This window comes from Enterobacter sp. N5-15 (genome assembly GCF_057221635.1).
The window spans coordinates 4,601,720-4,616,447 of sequence record NZ_CM170150.1 but is presented as its reverse complement, the minus strand read 5'-3'; the positions used below and the strand labels follow the sequence as shown (position 1 = coordinate 4,616,447).

Below are 14,728 nucleotides of genomic sequence, written 5' to 3'. Positions count from 1 at the left end.
GTCGTGTTCGACATTGGTTTTGGTGAACTCCTGCTGGTCTTTGTGATTGGCCTGATTGTGCTGGGGCCGCAGCGTCTGCCGGTGGCAGTGAAAACCGTTGCGGGCTGGGTTCGTGCGTTGAGATCGCTTGCATCGACCGTTCAGAATGAACTGGCGCAGGAGCTTAAGCTGCAGGAATTTCAGGAAAGCCTGAAAAAGGTCGAGAAGGCGAGCATGGATAACCTGACGCCGGAACTGAAAGCGTCAATGGATGAGCTGCGCGAAGCGGCGGAATCGATGAAGCGCTCCTATAGCGTTAACGATCCTGAAAAAGCGAGCGATGAAGCGAACACCATCCATAACCCGGTGGTGAAGGGCAGCGAGGAGCAGCGCGAGGGCGTAACGCCTGCCAGCGCTGAACATCAGGCTGCCGCGCCAGAGCAGACGCCGCAGGAAGCCGAAGTGAAAAAACAGTCGCAGCCGGAAGAGCCGGTGGCAAAAACGGCGGAAGTGAAGCCCGCTGCGTCCGTTTCCGAATCATCCCCCTCGTCGAGTGATAAAGCGTAAACATGGCAGTAGATGATACTCAACCGCTGATTGCGCACCTCATTGAGCTGCGTAAGCGCCTGTTAAACTGCATTATTGCGGTTTTACTCATATTCCTGTGCCTGGTCTATTTTGCCAACGATATCTATCAGGTGGTCTCTGCGCCGCTGATCAAGCAGATGCCGCTGGGTGCAACGATGATTGCAACAGACGTTGCTTCTCCGTTCTTTACCCCCATCAAGCTGACCTTCTGGGTGTCGTTGATTGCCTCTGCACCGGTCATTCTTTATCAGGTGTGGGCGTTTGTGGCGCCAGCGCTGTATAAGCATGAACGCAAGCTGGTGATCCCGCTGCTGGTGTCCAGCTCGCTGCTGTTCTATATCGGCATGGCGTTTGCCTATTTCGTTGTCTTCCCGCTGGCCTTCGGTTTCCTGACGCATACCGCGCCGGAAGGGGTCCAGGTATCGACGGATATCGCCAGCTACCTCAGCTTTGTGATGGCGCTGTTTATGGCGTTTGGCGTGGCATTCGAAGTGCCGGTGGCCATTGTGCTGCTTTGCTGGGTTGGGGTAACCACCCCGGATGACCTGCGTAAGAAGCGTCCATATATTCTGGTGGGCGCCTTTGTGGTCGGCATGCTGCTGACGCCGCCTGACGTGTTCTCGCAGACGCTGCTGGCCATACCGATGTACTGTCTGTTTGAGGTCGGCGTATTCTTCTCGCGTTTCTACGTGGGTAAAGGACGTCGAGCGGATGACGAAGACGATACGTCCGACAAGACCACTGAAGAGTAAAAACAGCCGCCCGTCAGGGCGGTTGTTATATGGGGATTTGCATGTTTGATATCGGACTCAATCTGACCAGCTCGCAGTTTGCGAAAGATCGTGATGAGGTGGTTGCGCGCGCGTTTGCAGCCGGGGTGAAAGGGCTGCTGCTGACAGGCACCAACCTGCATGAGAGCGAGCAGGCGCAGCAGCTGGCGCAACGCTACGATCGTTGTTGGTCTACTGCCGGCGTGCATCCTCACGACAGCAGCCAGTGGACCGCGGAAAGCGGCGACACCCTGTACAGGCTGGCGAAGACGCCAGACGTTGTGGCGATTGGCGAATGCGGTCTCGATTTCAACCGTAACTTTTCCACGCCTGAAGAGCAGGAAAAGGCGTTCACTGCCCAGCTCGCGCTGGCGGTAGAGCTTGGAATGCCCGTATTTATGCACTGCCGCGACGCGCATGAGCGTTTCCTGGCACTTCTGGATCCGTGGCTGGATAAACTGCCCGGCGCGGTGCTGCACTGCTTCACCGGTTCACGGCAGGAAGCGCTGGATTGCCTGAAGCGAGGGCTTTATCTGGGTATTACCGGCTGGGTTTGCGATGAGCGTCGCGGGCTTGAGCTTCGGGAGCTGTTGCCAGCGATCCCGGCTGACCGGTTGCTCCTTGAAACCGATGCGCCTTATCTGCTACCGCGCGATATGAAGCCCAAACCGGCATCGCGGCGAAATGAGCCCGCGTATCTGGGGCACATTGTTGAGAGCGTTGCGAAGTGGCGCGGAGAGGATCCGCACTGGCTTTCGGCGCAGACGGATGACAACGTGCGTAATCTGTTCGGAATAAACGTTTAAAGTTTGCGGAAGTCGGTGTTTTTAACGCTCTGCAGTACCTGCTTGTTCAGCAGATTGAGCAACAGCATAGATCGCGCTTCCCCGTCCGGCTCGGCAAAAATCGCCTGCAGGCCTTCGAAAGCGCCTTCGGTAATCACGACGCTATCGCCGGTGTAAGGGGTTTCGGGGTCGGTGATCCCTTCAGGCTGTTGATAAATCGACAGCTGATGAATGACCGTCGACGGAACCGTTGCCGGGTGGGCGCCAAAACGAACGAAGTGGCTGACGCCACGCGTTGCGCTGATGGTGGTGGTGTGGATAACTTCCGGGTCGAACTCCACGAACAGGTAGTTCGGGAACAACGGCTCACTGACGGTTGTGCGCTTCCCGCGCTGCATTTTTTCAAGCGTGATCACGGGCGTCAGGCAATTTACAGACTGACGTTCAAGATGTTCCTGCGCGCGCTGAAGTTGCCCGCGTTTGCAATACAGTAAATACCAGGCCTGCATAATCACTCTTTCCCTTAGTTCGGGGCGCAAGCATATCAAAACCCTGGCGGGATCGCTAAGTTGATTATAATGGGGGAAAATGGAACAGAACGCATAAGTTCACGCTTATTTAACAAAATTACAGCATCAAGCAGGCATACGCCGTATAATGAAGCGCTTACAGAGAGGCCATGATTAACTGCATGAAATACCACGATCTCCGCGACTTCCTGACGCTGCTGGAAAAGCAGGGTGAACTCAAACGTATTACACTTCCTGTTGATCCTTATCTGGAGATGACAGAAATTGCTGACCGCACCCTGCGTGCCGGTGGTCCCGCATTACTGTTTGAAAATCCAAAAGGTTACTCAATGCCGGTGCTGTGCAACCTGTTTGGTACACCGCGCCGTGTTGCATTGGGGATGGGGCAGGAAGACGTCACGGCGCTGCGTGAAGTCGGTAAACTGCTGGCGTTTCTGAAAGAGCCGGAGCCACCGAAAGGCTTCCGCGATCTGTTCGACAAACTGCCGCAGTTTAAGCAGGTGCTGAACATGCCCACCAAACGCCTGCGCGGCGCGCCGTGCCAGCAGAAAGTGCTGGAAGGCGATGCGGTTGATCTGACTAAAATCCCTATCATGCAGTGCTGGCCTGAAGATGCCGCTCCGCTGATCACCTGGGGGCTGACCGTTACGCGCGGCCCGCACAAAGAGCGGCAAAACCTCGGTATTTACCGCCAGCAGTTGATTGGCAAGAATAAACTCATTATGCGCTGGCTGTCGCATCGCGGCGGCGCGCTGGATTTCCAGGAGTGGTGCGCCGCGCATCCGGGGGAACGTTTCCCGGTGTCTGTCGCCTTAGGTGCCGATCCGGCCACCATTCTGGGAGCCGTCACCCCCGTGCCGGATACCCTTTCTGAATATGCGTTTGCAGGCCTGCTGCGCGGAACGAAAACCGAAGTCGTGAAGTGTATTTCTAACGATCTCGAAGTTCCGGCCAGTGCAGAAATTGTGCTGGAAGGTTATCTTGAGCAGGGTGAAATGGCGCCAGAAGGCCCTTACGGCGACCACACCGGCTATTACAACGAAGTGGATAACTTCCCGGTGTTCACCGTGACGCACATTACGCAGCGTGAAGATGCGATTTATCACTCCACGTATACCGGACGTCCACCGGACGAACCGGCGGTGCTGGGCGTGGCGCTGAACGAAGTGTTTGTGCCAATCCTGCAAAAGCAGTTCCCGGAAATTGTTGATTTTTATCTGCCGCCTGAAGGATGCTCGTATCGCATGGCGGTGGTCACGATGAAGAAGCAGTATCCTGGCCATGCTAAACGCGTGATGATGGGCGTATGGTCTTTCCTGCGCCAGTTTATGTATACCAAATTTGTTATTGTCTGCGATGATGACGTTAACGCCCGCGACTGGAATGACGTAATCTGGGCCATTACCACGCGAATGGATCCGGCGCGTGACACGGTGTTAGTCGAAAACACGCCGATAGATTACCTGGATTTTGCCTCGCCGGTTTCCGGTCTTGGCTCAAAGATGGGACTGGATGCCACAAATAAATGGCCTGGCGAAACCGACCGTGAATGGGGTCGCCCGATCAAAAAAGATCCTGCAGTGACCGCGCGAATTGACGCGATCTGGGACGAGCTGGCCATAATGAATAACGGTAAACCCTGAGCTGACCGTTAAGCCCTATAGACTTCCCGACAGAGAGAGCGAATGACAACCTTAAGCTGTAAAGTGACCTCGGTAGATGCCATCACCGACACCGTATATCGCGTCCGTTTAGTGCCAGAAGCGCCATTCTCTTTCCGCGCGGGTCAGTACCTGATGGTTGTGATGGATGAGCGTGATAAGCGTCCTTTCTCTATGGCCTCAACGCCAGCTGAGCAGGAATTTATTGAGCTTCATATTGGTGCGTCAGAGCTTAACCTGTATGCGATGGCGGTGATGGATCGGATCCTGAAGGAACGTGAAATCGTGGTGGATATTCCGCACGGTGATGCGTGGCTGCGCGATGACGAAGACCGTCCGCTGATCCTGATCGCTGGCGGTACGGGCTTCTCTTATGTGCGCTCTATTCTGTTGACCGCACTGGCGCGTAACCCGGACCGCGACATCACCATTTACTGGGGTGGCCGCGAAGAGAAACATCTGTACGACCTGTCTGAACTGGAAGCGCTGAGCGTAACCCATCCTAACCTGCGCATTGAGCCGGTGGTTGAGCAGCCGGAAGAGGGCTGGCGTGGTCGTAGTGGGACGGTGCTGACGGCGGTGCTGCAGGATCATGGCACGCTGGCAGGGCATGATATCTATATCGCTGGCCGTTTTGAGATGGCGAAAATTGCCCGTGACCTGTTCTGTAATGAACGTGACGCGCGTGAAGACCGCCTGTTTGGCGATGCGTTTGCCTTCATTTAAATAAAAAACCCGCCCCTGACAGGCGGGAAGAACGGCAACTAAACTCTCTCTCTTCGCCAATGACGCCATAACTGCGTTGGCTGCGCTCGTTCACCCGAATCACTTACTTGAGTAAGCTCATCGGGATTCGCTCGCTTGCCGCCTTGTTCTGACGCCATTGGCTTTGAGATACTTTTCCTGATTTACACTCTCTCAAACACCGTCGCGATACCCTGACCCAGCCCGATACACATCGTTGCCAGACCAAACTGGGCATCTTTGCGTTCCATCAGGTTAATCAGCGTTGTGCTGATACGCGCCCCGGAGCAGCCCAGCGGGTGACCGAGGGCGATCGCGCCGCCGTTGAGGTTAATCTTCTCGTCGATCTGCTCCATCAGCCCCAGATCCTTAATGCACGGCAGGATCTGTGCGGCGAACGCTTCGTTCATCTCAAACAGGTCGATGTCGCTGGCGGTTAATCCCGCTTTTTTCAGCGCCAGCTTCGAGGCCGGAACCGGGCCGTAGCCCATGATTGAAGGATCGCAGCCCACGACCGCCATCGAACGTACCCGAGCGCGAGGGGTTAAGCCCAGCTCGCGGGCGCGGCTTTCGCTCATCACCAGCATCGCGGCGGCACCGTCTGACAGCGCCGACGAAGTACCTGCCGTTACCGTACCGGTGACCGGATCAAACGCAGGGCGCAGAGTTGAAAGCGCTTCTACGGTGGTTTCCGGGCGGATGACTTCGTCGTAGCTGAACTGCTTCAGTACGCCGTCTGCGTCGTGACCGCCGGTCGGGATGATCTCATTCTTAAAGGCACCGGACTGCGTCGCCGCCCATGCGCGAGCGTGAGAGCGCGCGGCAAAGGCATCCTGCATTTCACGGCTGATGCCGTGCAGACGAGAGAGCATCTCGGCGGTCAGACCCATCATCCCCGCGGCTTTCGCCACGTTACGGCTCATGCCAGGGTGGAAATCGACCCCGTGGCTCATCGGCACGTGGCCCATGTGCTCAACGCCGCCCACCAGGCAGGCCTGCGCATCGCCGGTCATGATCATACGCGCCGCGTCGTGCAGCGCCTGCATTGATGAACCGCACAGGCGGTTCACGGTGACAGCCGGAACCGAATGCGGGATCTCCGCCAGCAGCGACGCGTTACGGGCGATGTTGAAACCTTGCTCCAGGGTCTGCTGCACGCAGCCCCAGTAGATATCGTCCAGCGCAGCAGTATCCAGCGCCGGGTTACGCGCCAGCAGGCTACGCATCAGATGCGCGGAGAGATCTTCTGCACGCACGTTACGGAATGCACCGCCTTTTGAACGGCCCATCGGGGTGCGAATCGCATCAACAATGACAACCTTTTCCATTGTGACTCCTTAAGCCGTTTTCAGCTCGCCAACCGGACGGGCTGGCTCAACTGCTGGGTAGTAGGGTTCGTTATGGCGCGCTTTGTTACGCAGCCCTTCCGGCACCTCATAAAGCGGGCCGAGGTGCTGATACTGCTGAGCCATATCGAGATAGCGGGCGCTGCCGAGCGTGTCCAGCCAGCGGAACGCGCCGCCGTGGAACGGAGGGAAGCCCAGGCCGTATACCAGCGCCATATCGGCTTCTGCCGGGCTGGCGATGATGCCTTCTTCCAGGCAACGCACCACTTCGTTGACCATCGGGATCATCATCCGGGCGATGATTTCATCGTCGGAGAAGTCGCGTTTTGGCTGACTGACTTCAGCCAGCAGGCCATCCACCGCGGCATCTTCTTCTTTCTTCGGTTTGCCTTTGCTGTCTTCTTTATAGCGCCAGAAGCCCAGGCCGTTTTTCTGGCCGAAGCGGTTGGCGTCAAACAGTGCGTCAATGGCGTCGCGATAATCTTTCTGCATACGCTGCGGGAAGCCTGCCGCCATCACCGCTTGAGCGTGGTGGGCGGTATCAATGCCGACCACGTCCAGCAGATACGCCGGGCCCATCGGCCAGCCGAACTGTTTTTCCATCACTTTGTCGATTTTGCGGAAGTCCGCACCGTCGCGCAGCAGCTGGCTGAAACCGGCGAAGTAAGGGAACAACACGCGGTTGACGAAGAAGCCCGGGCAGTCGTTAACAACGATCGGCGTTTTGCCCATCTTGCTTGCCCATGCCACCACTTTAGCGATGGTTTCGTCAGAGGTTTTTTCCCCACGGATCACTTCGACCAGCGGCATACGGTGTACCGGGTTGAAGAAGTGCATCCCGCAGAAGTTTTCCGGACGCTTCAGCACGCTCGCCAGTTCGCTGATTGGAATGGTGGAGGTGTTAGAGGCCAGCACGGTCTCAGGACGAACCTTGTCTTCCGTTTCCGCCAGCACCGCTTTTTTGACTTTCGGATTCTCGACGACGGCTTCGACCACCACGTCCACACGGTCGAAACCGCTGTATTCCAGCACGGGCTGAATGGTGGAGATCACGCCTGCAAGCTTCAGCCCGTCAATTTTTCCGCGTTCCAGCTGTTTATTCAGCAGTTTGGCCGCTTCGGTCATGCCCAGCGTCAGGGATTTCTCGCTGATGTCTTTCATCACTACCGGCACGCCTTTCCAGGCCGACTGGTAAGCGATGCCGCCACCCATAATGCCGGCGCCGAGTACCGCCGCATGTTTTGGCGTCTCAACGTTTTTAGTCAGCTGTTTGGCTTTACCCTTCACGAACTGATCGTTGAGGAAGATACCGACCAGCGCGCGGGCTTCATTGGTGTGCGCCAGCGGAACAAAGCTCTGATTTTCGAGCTTCAGCGCCTCATCGCGACCGAGACGGGCAGCCGCTTCAATGGTTTTCACCGCCGTGATAGGCGCCGGGTAGTGTTTACCCGCCGTCTGCATCACCATGCCTTTAGCGATGGTGAAGCTCATGGTGGCTTCAATCTTGCTGAGTTTTAACGGCTCCAGCTTCGGCTGGCGTTTGGCTTTCCAGTCGAGGTCGCCATTGATTGCCTGACGCAGAATGGCGACAGCACCTTCAACCAGTTTCTCTGGCTTCACGACGCCGTCGACCAGGCCAATTTTCTGCGCCTGTTCGGCGCCGACGTCTTTACCTGCAGCAATGATCTCCAGGGCGCTGTCGGCACCCAGCATGCGCGGCATACGCACGGAGCCGCCAAAGCCCGGCATGATGCCCAGCTTGGTTTCCGGCAGGCCGATGCGCAGGTCCGGCGTCGCCAGACGGTAGTCGGTCGCCAGCACGCACTCGCAGCCGCCGCCCAGCGCATAGCCGCTAACGGCGGAAATGGTCGGGACAGGCAGATCTTCCAGACGATTAAAGACGCTGTTGGCAAAGTGCAGCCACTGGCTCAGCTGTTCTTCCGGGACCAGGAACAGCGAAAGGAACTCGGTGATATCGGCACCGACAATAAAGGCCGCTTTGTTCGAACGCAGCAGCAGCCCTTTTAATTCAGGTTGTTTTTCAAGAACATCCAGCGCCTGGCCAAGACTGGCCACCGTCGCGGTATCAAGCTTGTTCACTGAGCCGGGGGCATCGAACACCAGTTCGGCAATGCCATCTTCCAGCCAGTTGAGGTACAGGGTGTCGCCTTTGTAGAGCATGTCAGTCTCCTGAATCCAGCAATTGGATCTGGTCATACCAGATGAATCGGAGTGTGGGATTTATGTTAATAAAATGCAAATTACTCATTAAGAAAATGCTGCATTGATCACGGTCGGTGGAAATCACGCAGCCGGAGTGAGGTGTGCTAAGATGCGATGACTTGAGGTCAAAAAAACGAAAGGAAGAATGATGGACTCACTGGCTTCGCTTTATAAAAATCATATCGTTACCCTACAGGAACGTACCCGCGATGTACTGGCCCGCTTTAAGCTGGATGCACTGCTGATCCACTCCGGCGAGCTGATGAATACCTTTCTGGATGACCACGCGTATCCGTTTAAGGTGAACCCGCAGTTTAAAGCCTGGGTACCGGTGACTCAGGTTCCGAATTGCTGGCTGCTGGTGGACGGCGTGAACAAGCCGAAACTGTGGTTCTACCTGCCTGTTGATTACTGGCACAACGTAGAGCCGCTGCCGACCTCTTTCTGGACCGAAGAGATCGACGTGATTGCGCTGCCGAAAGCGGACGGCATTGGCAGCCAGCTGCCTGCGGCGCGTGGCAACATCGGCTACATTGGCCCTGTTCCAGAGCGCGCGCTGGGTCTGGATATTCCGGCAGACAAACTCAATCCGAAAGGGGTGCTGGATTACCTGCACTATTACCGCGCGTATAAAACCGACTACGAACTTTACTGCATGCGTGAAGCGCAAAAAACGGCGGTGAACGGTCACCGTGCGGCGCATGAAGCGTTCCAGTCCGGCATGAGCGAGTTCGATATCAACCAGGCGTACCTGACCGCCACCGGTCATCGCGATACCGACGTGCCGTACAGCAACATTGTCGCGCTGAACGAGCACGCGTCTGTGCTTCACTACACCAAACTGGATCACCATGTTCCGTCGGAAATGCGCAGCTTCCTGCTGGACGCAGGGGCAGAGTATAACGGCTACGCGGCCGACCTGACCCGTACCTGGGCGGCGAATGCGGATACCGATTTCGCGCAGCTGATTAAAGACGTGAACGATGAACAGCTGGCGCTGATTGGCACCATGAAAGCTGGAACCAGCTATGTGGATTACCACATCCAGTTCCATCAGCGCATCGCAAAACTGCTGCGTAAGCATCAGATTGTGAAAGACATGAGCGAAGAGGCGATGGTCGAGAACGATCTGACCGGGCCATTCATGCCGCACGGTATCGGTCACCCGCTGGGCCTGCAGGTTCACGACGTTGCGGGCTTTATGCAGGATGATACCGGTACGCACCTGGCGGCACCGTCTAAATATCCTTACCTGCGCTGCACCCGTATTCTGGAGCCGCGTATGGTGCTGACGATTGAACCGGGGATCTACTTTATCGAATCCCTGCTGGCGCCGTGGCGTGAAGGCCAGTTCAGCAAACACTTCAACTGGGAAAAAATTGACGCGCTGAAGCCGTTTGGCGGTATTCGCATCGAAGATAACGTTGTGGTTCACGAAAACGGTATCGAGAACATGACGCGAGACCTGAAGCTGGCCTGATGGAAAGCTGGCTGATACCGGCTGAACCGGTCACCTTTGTTGAGGAAATCAAGAAAAGCCGCTTTATTACGCTGCTGGCGCATACCGACGGCGTAGAGGCGGCAAAGGCGTTTGTCGAGTCTGTTCGCGCGGAGCATCCTGACGCACGTCACCACTGCGTGGCGTGGGTAGCAGGGCCGCCCGACGATTCGCAACAGCTGGGGTTTTCCGACGACGGTGAACCGGCGGGCACGGCCGGTAAACCTATGCTTTCACAGCTGATGGGCAGCGGCGTGGGTGAAATTACCGCCGTGGTGGTGCGCTACTACGGTGGTATTTTGTTAGGCACGGGTGGGCTGGTTAAAGCGTACGGCGGTGGGGTTCAGCAGGCACTGAATATACTCATAACCACCCGCAAAACGCCGCTTACCGAATATACTTTACTGTGTGATTACGCCCAGTTATCCGGCATCGAGGCGCTGCTGAGGCAGTTTAACGGCGTCATCGCGCACAGTGAATATCAGGCAATGGTGCAATTACGCGTGGCGCTTCCTCAGGCGGAACTGGCTGCTTTTTCAGCAAAACTGGCTGATTTTAGTCGTGGTTCGTTGCAATTGCTGCCGATTGAAGAATAATCCCCACCTCACTTTTGAATACCAAAGGAAGCGGCAGAGATGCATTTTCGTGCCATAACCCGAATCGTTGGACTGCTGGTCATACTCTTTTCCGGGACGATGATTCTCCCTGGACTGGTGGCGCTTATCTACCGGGACGGCGCGGGGCGGGCATTTACCCAGACCTTCTTTGTCGCGCTGGCGATTGGCTCGCTGCTGTGGTGGCCAAACCGTCGTCAGAAAGGTGAACTGAAATCTCGCGAAGGATTTCTGATTGTGGTCCTGTTCTGGACGGTGCTGGGGAGCGTCGGTTCGCTGCCCTTCATCTTCTCTGAACAGCCTAACCTGAGCATCACTGATGCCTTTTTTGAATCGTTCTCCGGTTTAACGACGACCGGGGCGACGACGCTGGTGGGCCTGGATTCGCTTCCGCACGCCATTCTCTTTTATCGCCAGATGCTGCAGTGGTTCGGGGGGATGGGGATCATCGTCCTGGCGGTGGCTATTCTGCCGATTCTGGGCGTCGGGGGGATGCAGCTCTATCGCGCCGAAATGCCCGGACCGCTGAAAGATAATAAGATGCGCCCGCGTATTGCCGAGACGGCGAAAACCCTGTGGCTTATCTATGTCTTGCTGACGGTGGCCTGTGCGCTGGCGCTATGGTTCGCCGGGATGCCCGCGTTCGACGCCATCGGACACAGCTTCGCGACGATTGCTATCGGCGGGTTCTCCACTCACGATGCCAGCGTCGGCTACTTCGACAGCCCAACGATTAACACGATTATTGCCATTTTCCTGTTGATCTCAGGCTGTAACTACGGTCTGCACTTCTCTTTACTGAGCGGGCGTAGCCTGAAGGTGTACTGGCGTGACCCAGAGTTCCGTATGTTCATTGGCGTCCAGCTGACGCTGGTGATCATCTGTACCCTGGTGCTGTGGTTCCATGATGTCTACAACTCCGCGCTGACCACGCTAAATCAGGCGTTCTTCCAGGTGGTATCAATGGCGACGACCGCCGGGTTTACCACGGACAGCATCGCGCGCTGGCCGTTGTTCCTGCCGGTGCTGCTTTTATGCTCTGCATTTATCGGGGGCTGTGCGGGGTCTACCGGCGGTGGCCTGAAGGTGATTCGTATTCTGCTGCTGTTTAAGCAGGGGAACCGCGAGCTGAAGCGTCTGGTCCATCCGAACGCGGTCTACAGCATCAAACTGGGGAACCGCGCGCTGCCGGAACGTATCCTCGAAGCGGTGTGGGGGTTCTTCTCGGCGTATGCGCTGGTCTTTATCGTCAGCATGCTGGCGATTATCGCGACGGGGGTGGATGATTTCTCCGCCTTTGCGTCCGTCGTCGCAACATTGAACAACCTCGGGCCTGGCCTAGGCGTTGTGGCGGATAACTTTGCCAGTATGAACCCGGTCGCGAAATGGATCCTCATTGCCAATATGCTGTTTGGTCGTCTTGAGGTCTTTACGCTGCTGGTGCTGTTCACCCCTACATTCTGGCGCGAGTAAGGAGCCGTTGATGAAAACACTGATTCTTTTCTCTACGCGAGACGGGCAAACGCGTGAGATTGCCGCGTATCTGGCATCGGAATTAAAAGAGCTGGGTATTTACTCGGATGTTGTAAACCTGAATCGTGCGGATCAGATAACCTGGCAGGATTACGATCGCGTGGTAATTGGCGCGTCAATTCGTTACGGGCATTTCCATCCGGCGCTGGACCGCTTTGTGAAAAAGCACACGGCGGTGCTTAACAAATTGCCCGGTGCGTTTTACTCGGTCAATCTTGTCGCGCGTAAAGCCGAGAAGCGTACGCCGCAGACCAACAGCTACACGCGCAAGTTTTTGCTCAGCTCGCCGTGGCAGCCAGACCTGTGCGCCGTCTTTGCCGGCGCGCTGCGCTATCCTCGCTACCGCTGGTATGACCGCTTTATGATCCGCCTGATTATGAAGATGACCGGGGGTGAAACCGATACGCGTAAAGAAGTGGTTTATACCGACTGGTCGCAGGTGGCCAGTTTTGCGCGGGAAATCGCACATTTAACGGGCGATTCGCGACTTAAATAAGCGTTAAGTTTGAAAAGTGAGCGAACGAAAAGTTTTTTGTATTTTGTGCTTGTCACTTCAGAATAACTCCCTATAATGCGCCTCCACTGACACGGAACAACGGCTTACAGGCCGCCGGGTTAGCGGGGTTCAGAGATGAACGCCAGCAGAGAAAAGCGAAAATAAACGCTTGACTCTGAAGCGGGAAAGCGTAATATGCACACCCCGCGCCGCTGCGAAAAGCGAAGCGGCACTGCTCTTTAACAATTTATCAGACAATCTGTGTGGGCACTCAAAGTGACATGGATTCTTAACGTCGCAAGACGAAAAATGAATACCAAGTCTCTGAGTGAACATACGTAATTCATTACGAAGTTTAATTCACGAGCATCAAACTTAAATTGAAGAGTTTGATCATGGCTCAGATTGAACGCTGGCGGCAGGCCTAACACATGCAAGTCGAGCGGTAGCACAGGGAGCTTGCTCCTGGGTGACGAGCGGCGGACGGGTGAGTAATGTCTGGGAAACTGCCTGATGGAGGGGGATAACTACTGGAAACGGTAGCTAATACCGCATAACGTCGCAAGACCAAAGAGGGGGACCTTCGGGCCTCTTGCCATCAGATGTGCCCAGATGGGATTAGCTAGTAGGTGGGGTAACGGCTCACCTAGGCGACGATCCCTAGCTGGTCTGAGAGGATGACCAGCCACACTGGAACTGAGACACGGTCCAGACTCCTACGGGAGGCAGCAGTGGGGAATATTGCACAATGGGCGCAAGCCTGATGCAGCCATGCCGCGTGTATGAAGAAGGCCTTCGGGTTGTAAAGTACTTTCAGCGGGGAGGAAGGCGATAAGGTTAATAACCTTGTCGATTGACGTTACCCGCAGAAGAAGCACCGGCTAACTCCGTGCCAGCAGCCGCGGTAATACGGAGGGTGCAAGCGTTAATCGGAATTACTGGGCGTAAAGCGCACGCAGGCGGTCTGTCAAGTCGGATGTGAAATCCCCGGGCTCAACCTGGGAACTGCATTCGAAACTGGCAGGCTAGAGTCTTGTAGAGGGGGGTAGAATTCCAGGTGTAGCGGTGAAATGCGTAGAGATCTGGAGGAATACCGGTGGCGAAGGCGGCCCCCTGGACAAAGACTGACGCTCAGGTGCGAAAGCGTGGGGAGCAAACAGGATTAGATACCCTGGTAGTCCACGCCGTAAACGATGTCGACTTGGAGGTTGTTCCCTTGAGGAGTGGCTTCCGGAGCTAACGCGTTAAGTCGACCGCCTGGGGAGTACGGCCGCAAGGTTAAAACTCAAATGAATTGACGGGGGCCCGCACAAGCGGTGGAGCATGTGGTTTAATTCGATGCAACGCGAAGAACCTTACCTACTCTTGACATCCAGAGAACTTAGCAGAGATGCTTTGGTGCCTTCGGGAACTCTGAGACAGGTGCTGCATGGCTGTCGTCAGCTCGTGTTGTGAAATGTTGGGTTAAGTCCCGCAACGAGCGCAACCCTTATCCTTTGTTGCCAGCGGTTCGGCCGGGAACTCAAAGGAGACTGCCAGTGATAAACTGGAGGAAGGTGGGGATGACGTCAAGTCATCATGGCCCTTACGAGTAGGGCTACACACGTGCTACAATGGCGCATACAAAGAGAAGCGACCTCGCGAGAGCAAGCGGACCTCATAAAGTGCGTCGTAGTCCGGATTGGAGTCTGCAACTCGACTCCATGAAGTCGGAATCGCTAGTAATCGTAGATCAGAATGCTACGGTGAATACGTTCCCGGGCCTTGTACACACCGCCCGTCACACCATGGGAGTGGGTTGCAAAAGAAGTAGGTAGCTTAACCTTCGGGAGGGCGCTTACCACTTTGTGATTCATGACTGGGGTGAAGTCGTAACAAGGTAACCGTAGGGGAACCTGCGGTTGGATCACCTCCTTACCTTAAAGAACCTGCCTTTGTAGTGCTCACACAGATTGTCTGAT

The 14,728-nt window shown here is 55.9% G+C and carries 12 protein-coding genes and 1 rRNA gene; 10 read left to right on the top strand and 3 right to left on the bottom strand.

From position 1 onward, the window contains the following. Positions 1-3: 3 nt before the first annotated feature. The 3 genes from tatB to tatD are packed head-to-tail and all read left to right on the top strand — an operon-like array spanning position 4 to position 2,143. Complete coding sequence (gene tatB, locus AC2TE5_RS21875; protein WP_484612361.1) at positions 4-546, top strand: Sec-independent protein translocase protein TatB; 543 nt, start codon at positions 4-6, stop codon at positions 544-546. Positions 547-548: 2 nt separating this feature from the next. Further along, positions 549-1,319, top strand: a complete 771-nt coding sequence (tatC, locus tag AC2TE5_RS21870; RefSeq protein WP_032646063.1) for a Sec-independent protein translocase subunit TatC — start codon at positions 549-551, stop codon at positions 1,317-1,319. 41 nt (positions 1,320-1,360) lie between these two features. After that, complete coding sequence (tatD, locus tag AC2TE5_RS21865; protein ID WP_484612360.1) at positions 1,361-2,143, top strand: 3'-5' ssDNA/RNA exonuclease TatD; 783 nt, start codon at positions 1,361-1,363, stop codon at positions 2,141-2,143. On the opposite strand, the gene rfaH is transcribed toward tatD, so the two are convergent. Then, positions 2,140-2,631 (bottom strand): transcription/translation regulatory transformer protein RfaH, encoded by a 492-nt coding sequence (rfaH, locus tag AC2TE5_RS21860; protein WP_023309605.1) that lies wholly within the window; start codon positions 2,629-2,631, stop codon positions 2,140-2,142. The genes tatD and rfaH overlap by 4 nt on opposite strands. A 173-nt stretch (positions 2,632-2,804) precedes the next feature. Here rfaH and ubiD point away from each other — a divergent pair, with 173 nt between their 5' ends. Both ubiD and fre read left to right on the top strand, forming a co-directional pair. Beyond that, on the top strand, positions 2,805-4,295 hold the full coding sequence (ubiD, locus tag AC2TE5_RS21855) for a 4-hydroxy-3-polyprenylbenzoate decarboxylase (protein WP_162269347.1): 1,491 nt from the start codon (positions 2,805-2,807) through the stop codon (positions 4,293-4,295). Positions 4,296-4,337: 42 nt separating this feature from the next. Then, a complete protein-coding gene (gene fre, locus AC2TE5_RS21850) occupies positions 4,338-5,039 on the top strand; it encodes an NAD(P)H-flavin reductase (RefSeq protein WP_008501516.1) in 702 nt (233 codons plus the stop codon). 182 nt (positions 5,040-5,221) lie between these two features. Here the strand turns inward: fre and fadA are convergent, their stop codons facing one another. After that, positions 5,222-6,385 carry an acetyl-CoA C-acyltransferase FadA gene (fadA, locus tag AC2TE5_RS21845; protein WP_448636967.1) on the bottom strand — a complete coding sequence of 388 codons (1,164 nt, stop codon included), beginning with the start codon at positions 6,383-6,385 and terminating at the stop codon, positions 5,222-5,224. 9 nt (positions 6,386-6,394) lie between these two features. Next, on the bottom strand, positions 6,395-8,584 hold the full coding sequence (fadB, locus tag AC2TE5_RS21840) for a fatty acid oxidation complex subunit alpha FadB (protein ID WP_484612359.1): 2,190 nt from the start codon (positions 8,582-8,584) through the stop codon (positions 6,395-6,397). A 190-nt stretch (positions 8,585-8,774) separates the two neighbouring features. Between fadB and pepQ the strand changes: the two genes are divergently transcribed. The 5 genes from pepQ (at position 8,775) to AC2TE5_RS21815 (ending at position 14,684) form a co-directional block, all read left to right on the top strand. After that, complete coding sequence (pepQ, locus tag AC2TE5_RS21835; RefSeq protein WP_023333783.1) at positions 8,775-10,106, top strand: Xaa-Pro dipeptidase; 1,332 nt, start codon at positions 8,775-8,777, stop codon at positions 10,104-10,106. Continuing rightward, positions 10,106-10,720, top strand: coding sequence for an IMPACT family protein (locus AC2TE5_RS21830; protein ID WP_395304914.1), 615 nt, complete (start codon positions 10,106-10,108; stop codon positions 10,718-10,720). The genes pepQ and AC2TE5_RS21830 overlap by 1 nt, the downstream gene beginning before the upstream one ends. A gap of 39 nt (positions 10,721-10,759) precedes the next feature. Further along, positions 10,760-12,211: a Trk system potassium transporter TrkH gene (gene trkH, locus AC2TE5_RS21825; RefSeq protein ID WP_023309600.1), complete on the top strand. Its 1,452-nt coding sequence runs from the start codon at positions 10,760-10,762 to the stop codon at positions 12,209-12,211. A gap of 10 nt (positions 12,212-12,221) precedes the next feature. Further along, positions 12,222-12,767 (top strand): menaquinone-dependent protoporphyrinogen IX dehydrogenase, encoded by a 546-nt coding sequence (gene hemG / locus AC2TE5_RS21820; RefSeq protein ID WP_213330386.1) that lies wholly within the window; start codon positions 12,222-12,224, stop codon positions 12,765-12,767. A gap of 377 nt (positions 12,768-13,144) precedes the next feature. Continuing rightward, positions 13,145-14,684, top strand: a 16S ribosomal RNA gene (locus AC2TE5_RS21815). Positions 14,685-14,728 lie beyond the last annotated feature (44 nt).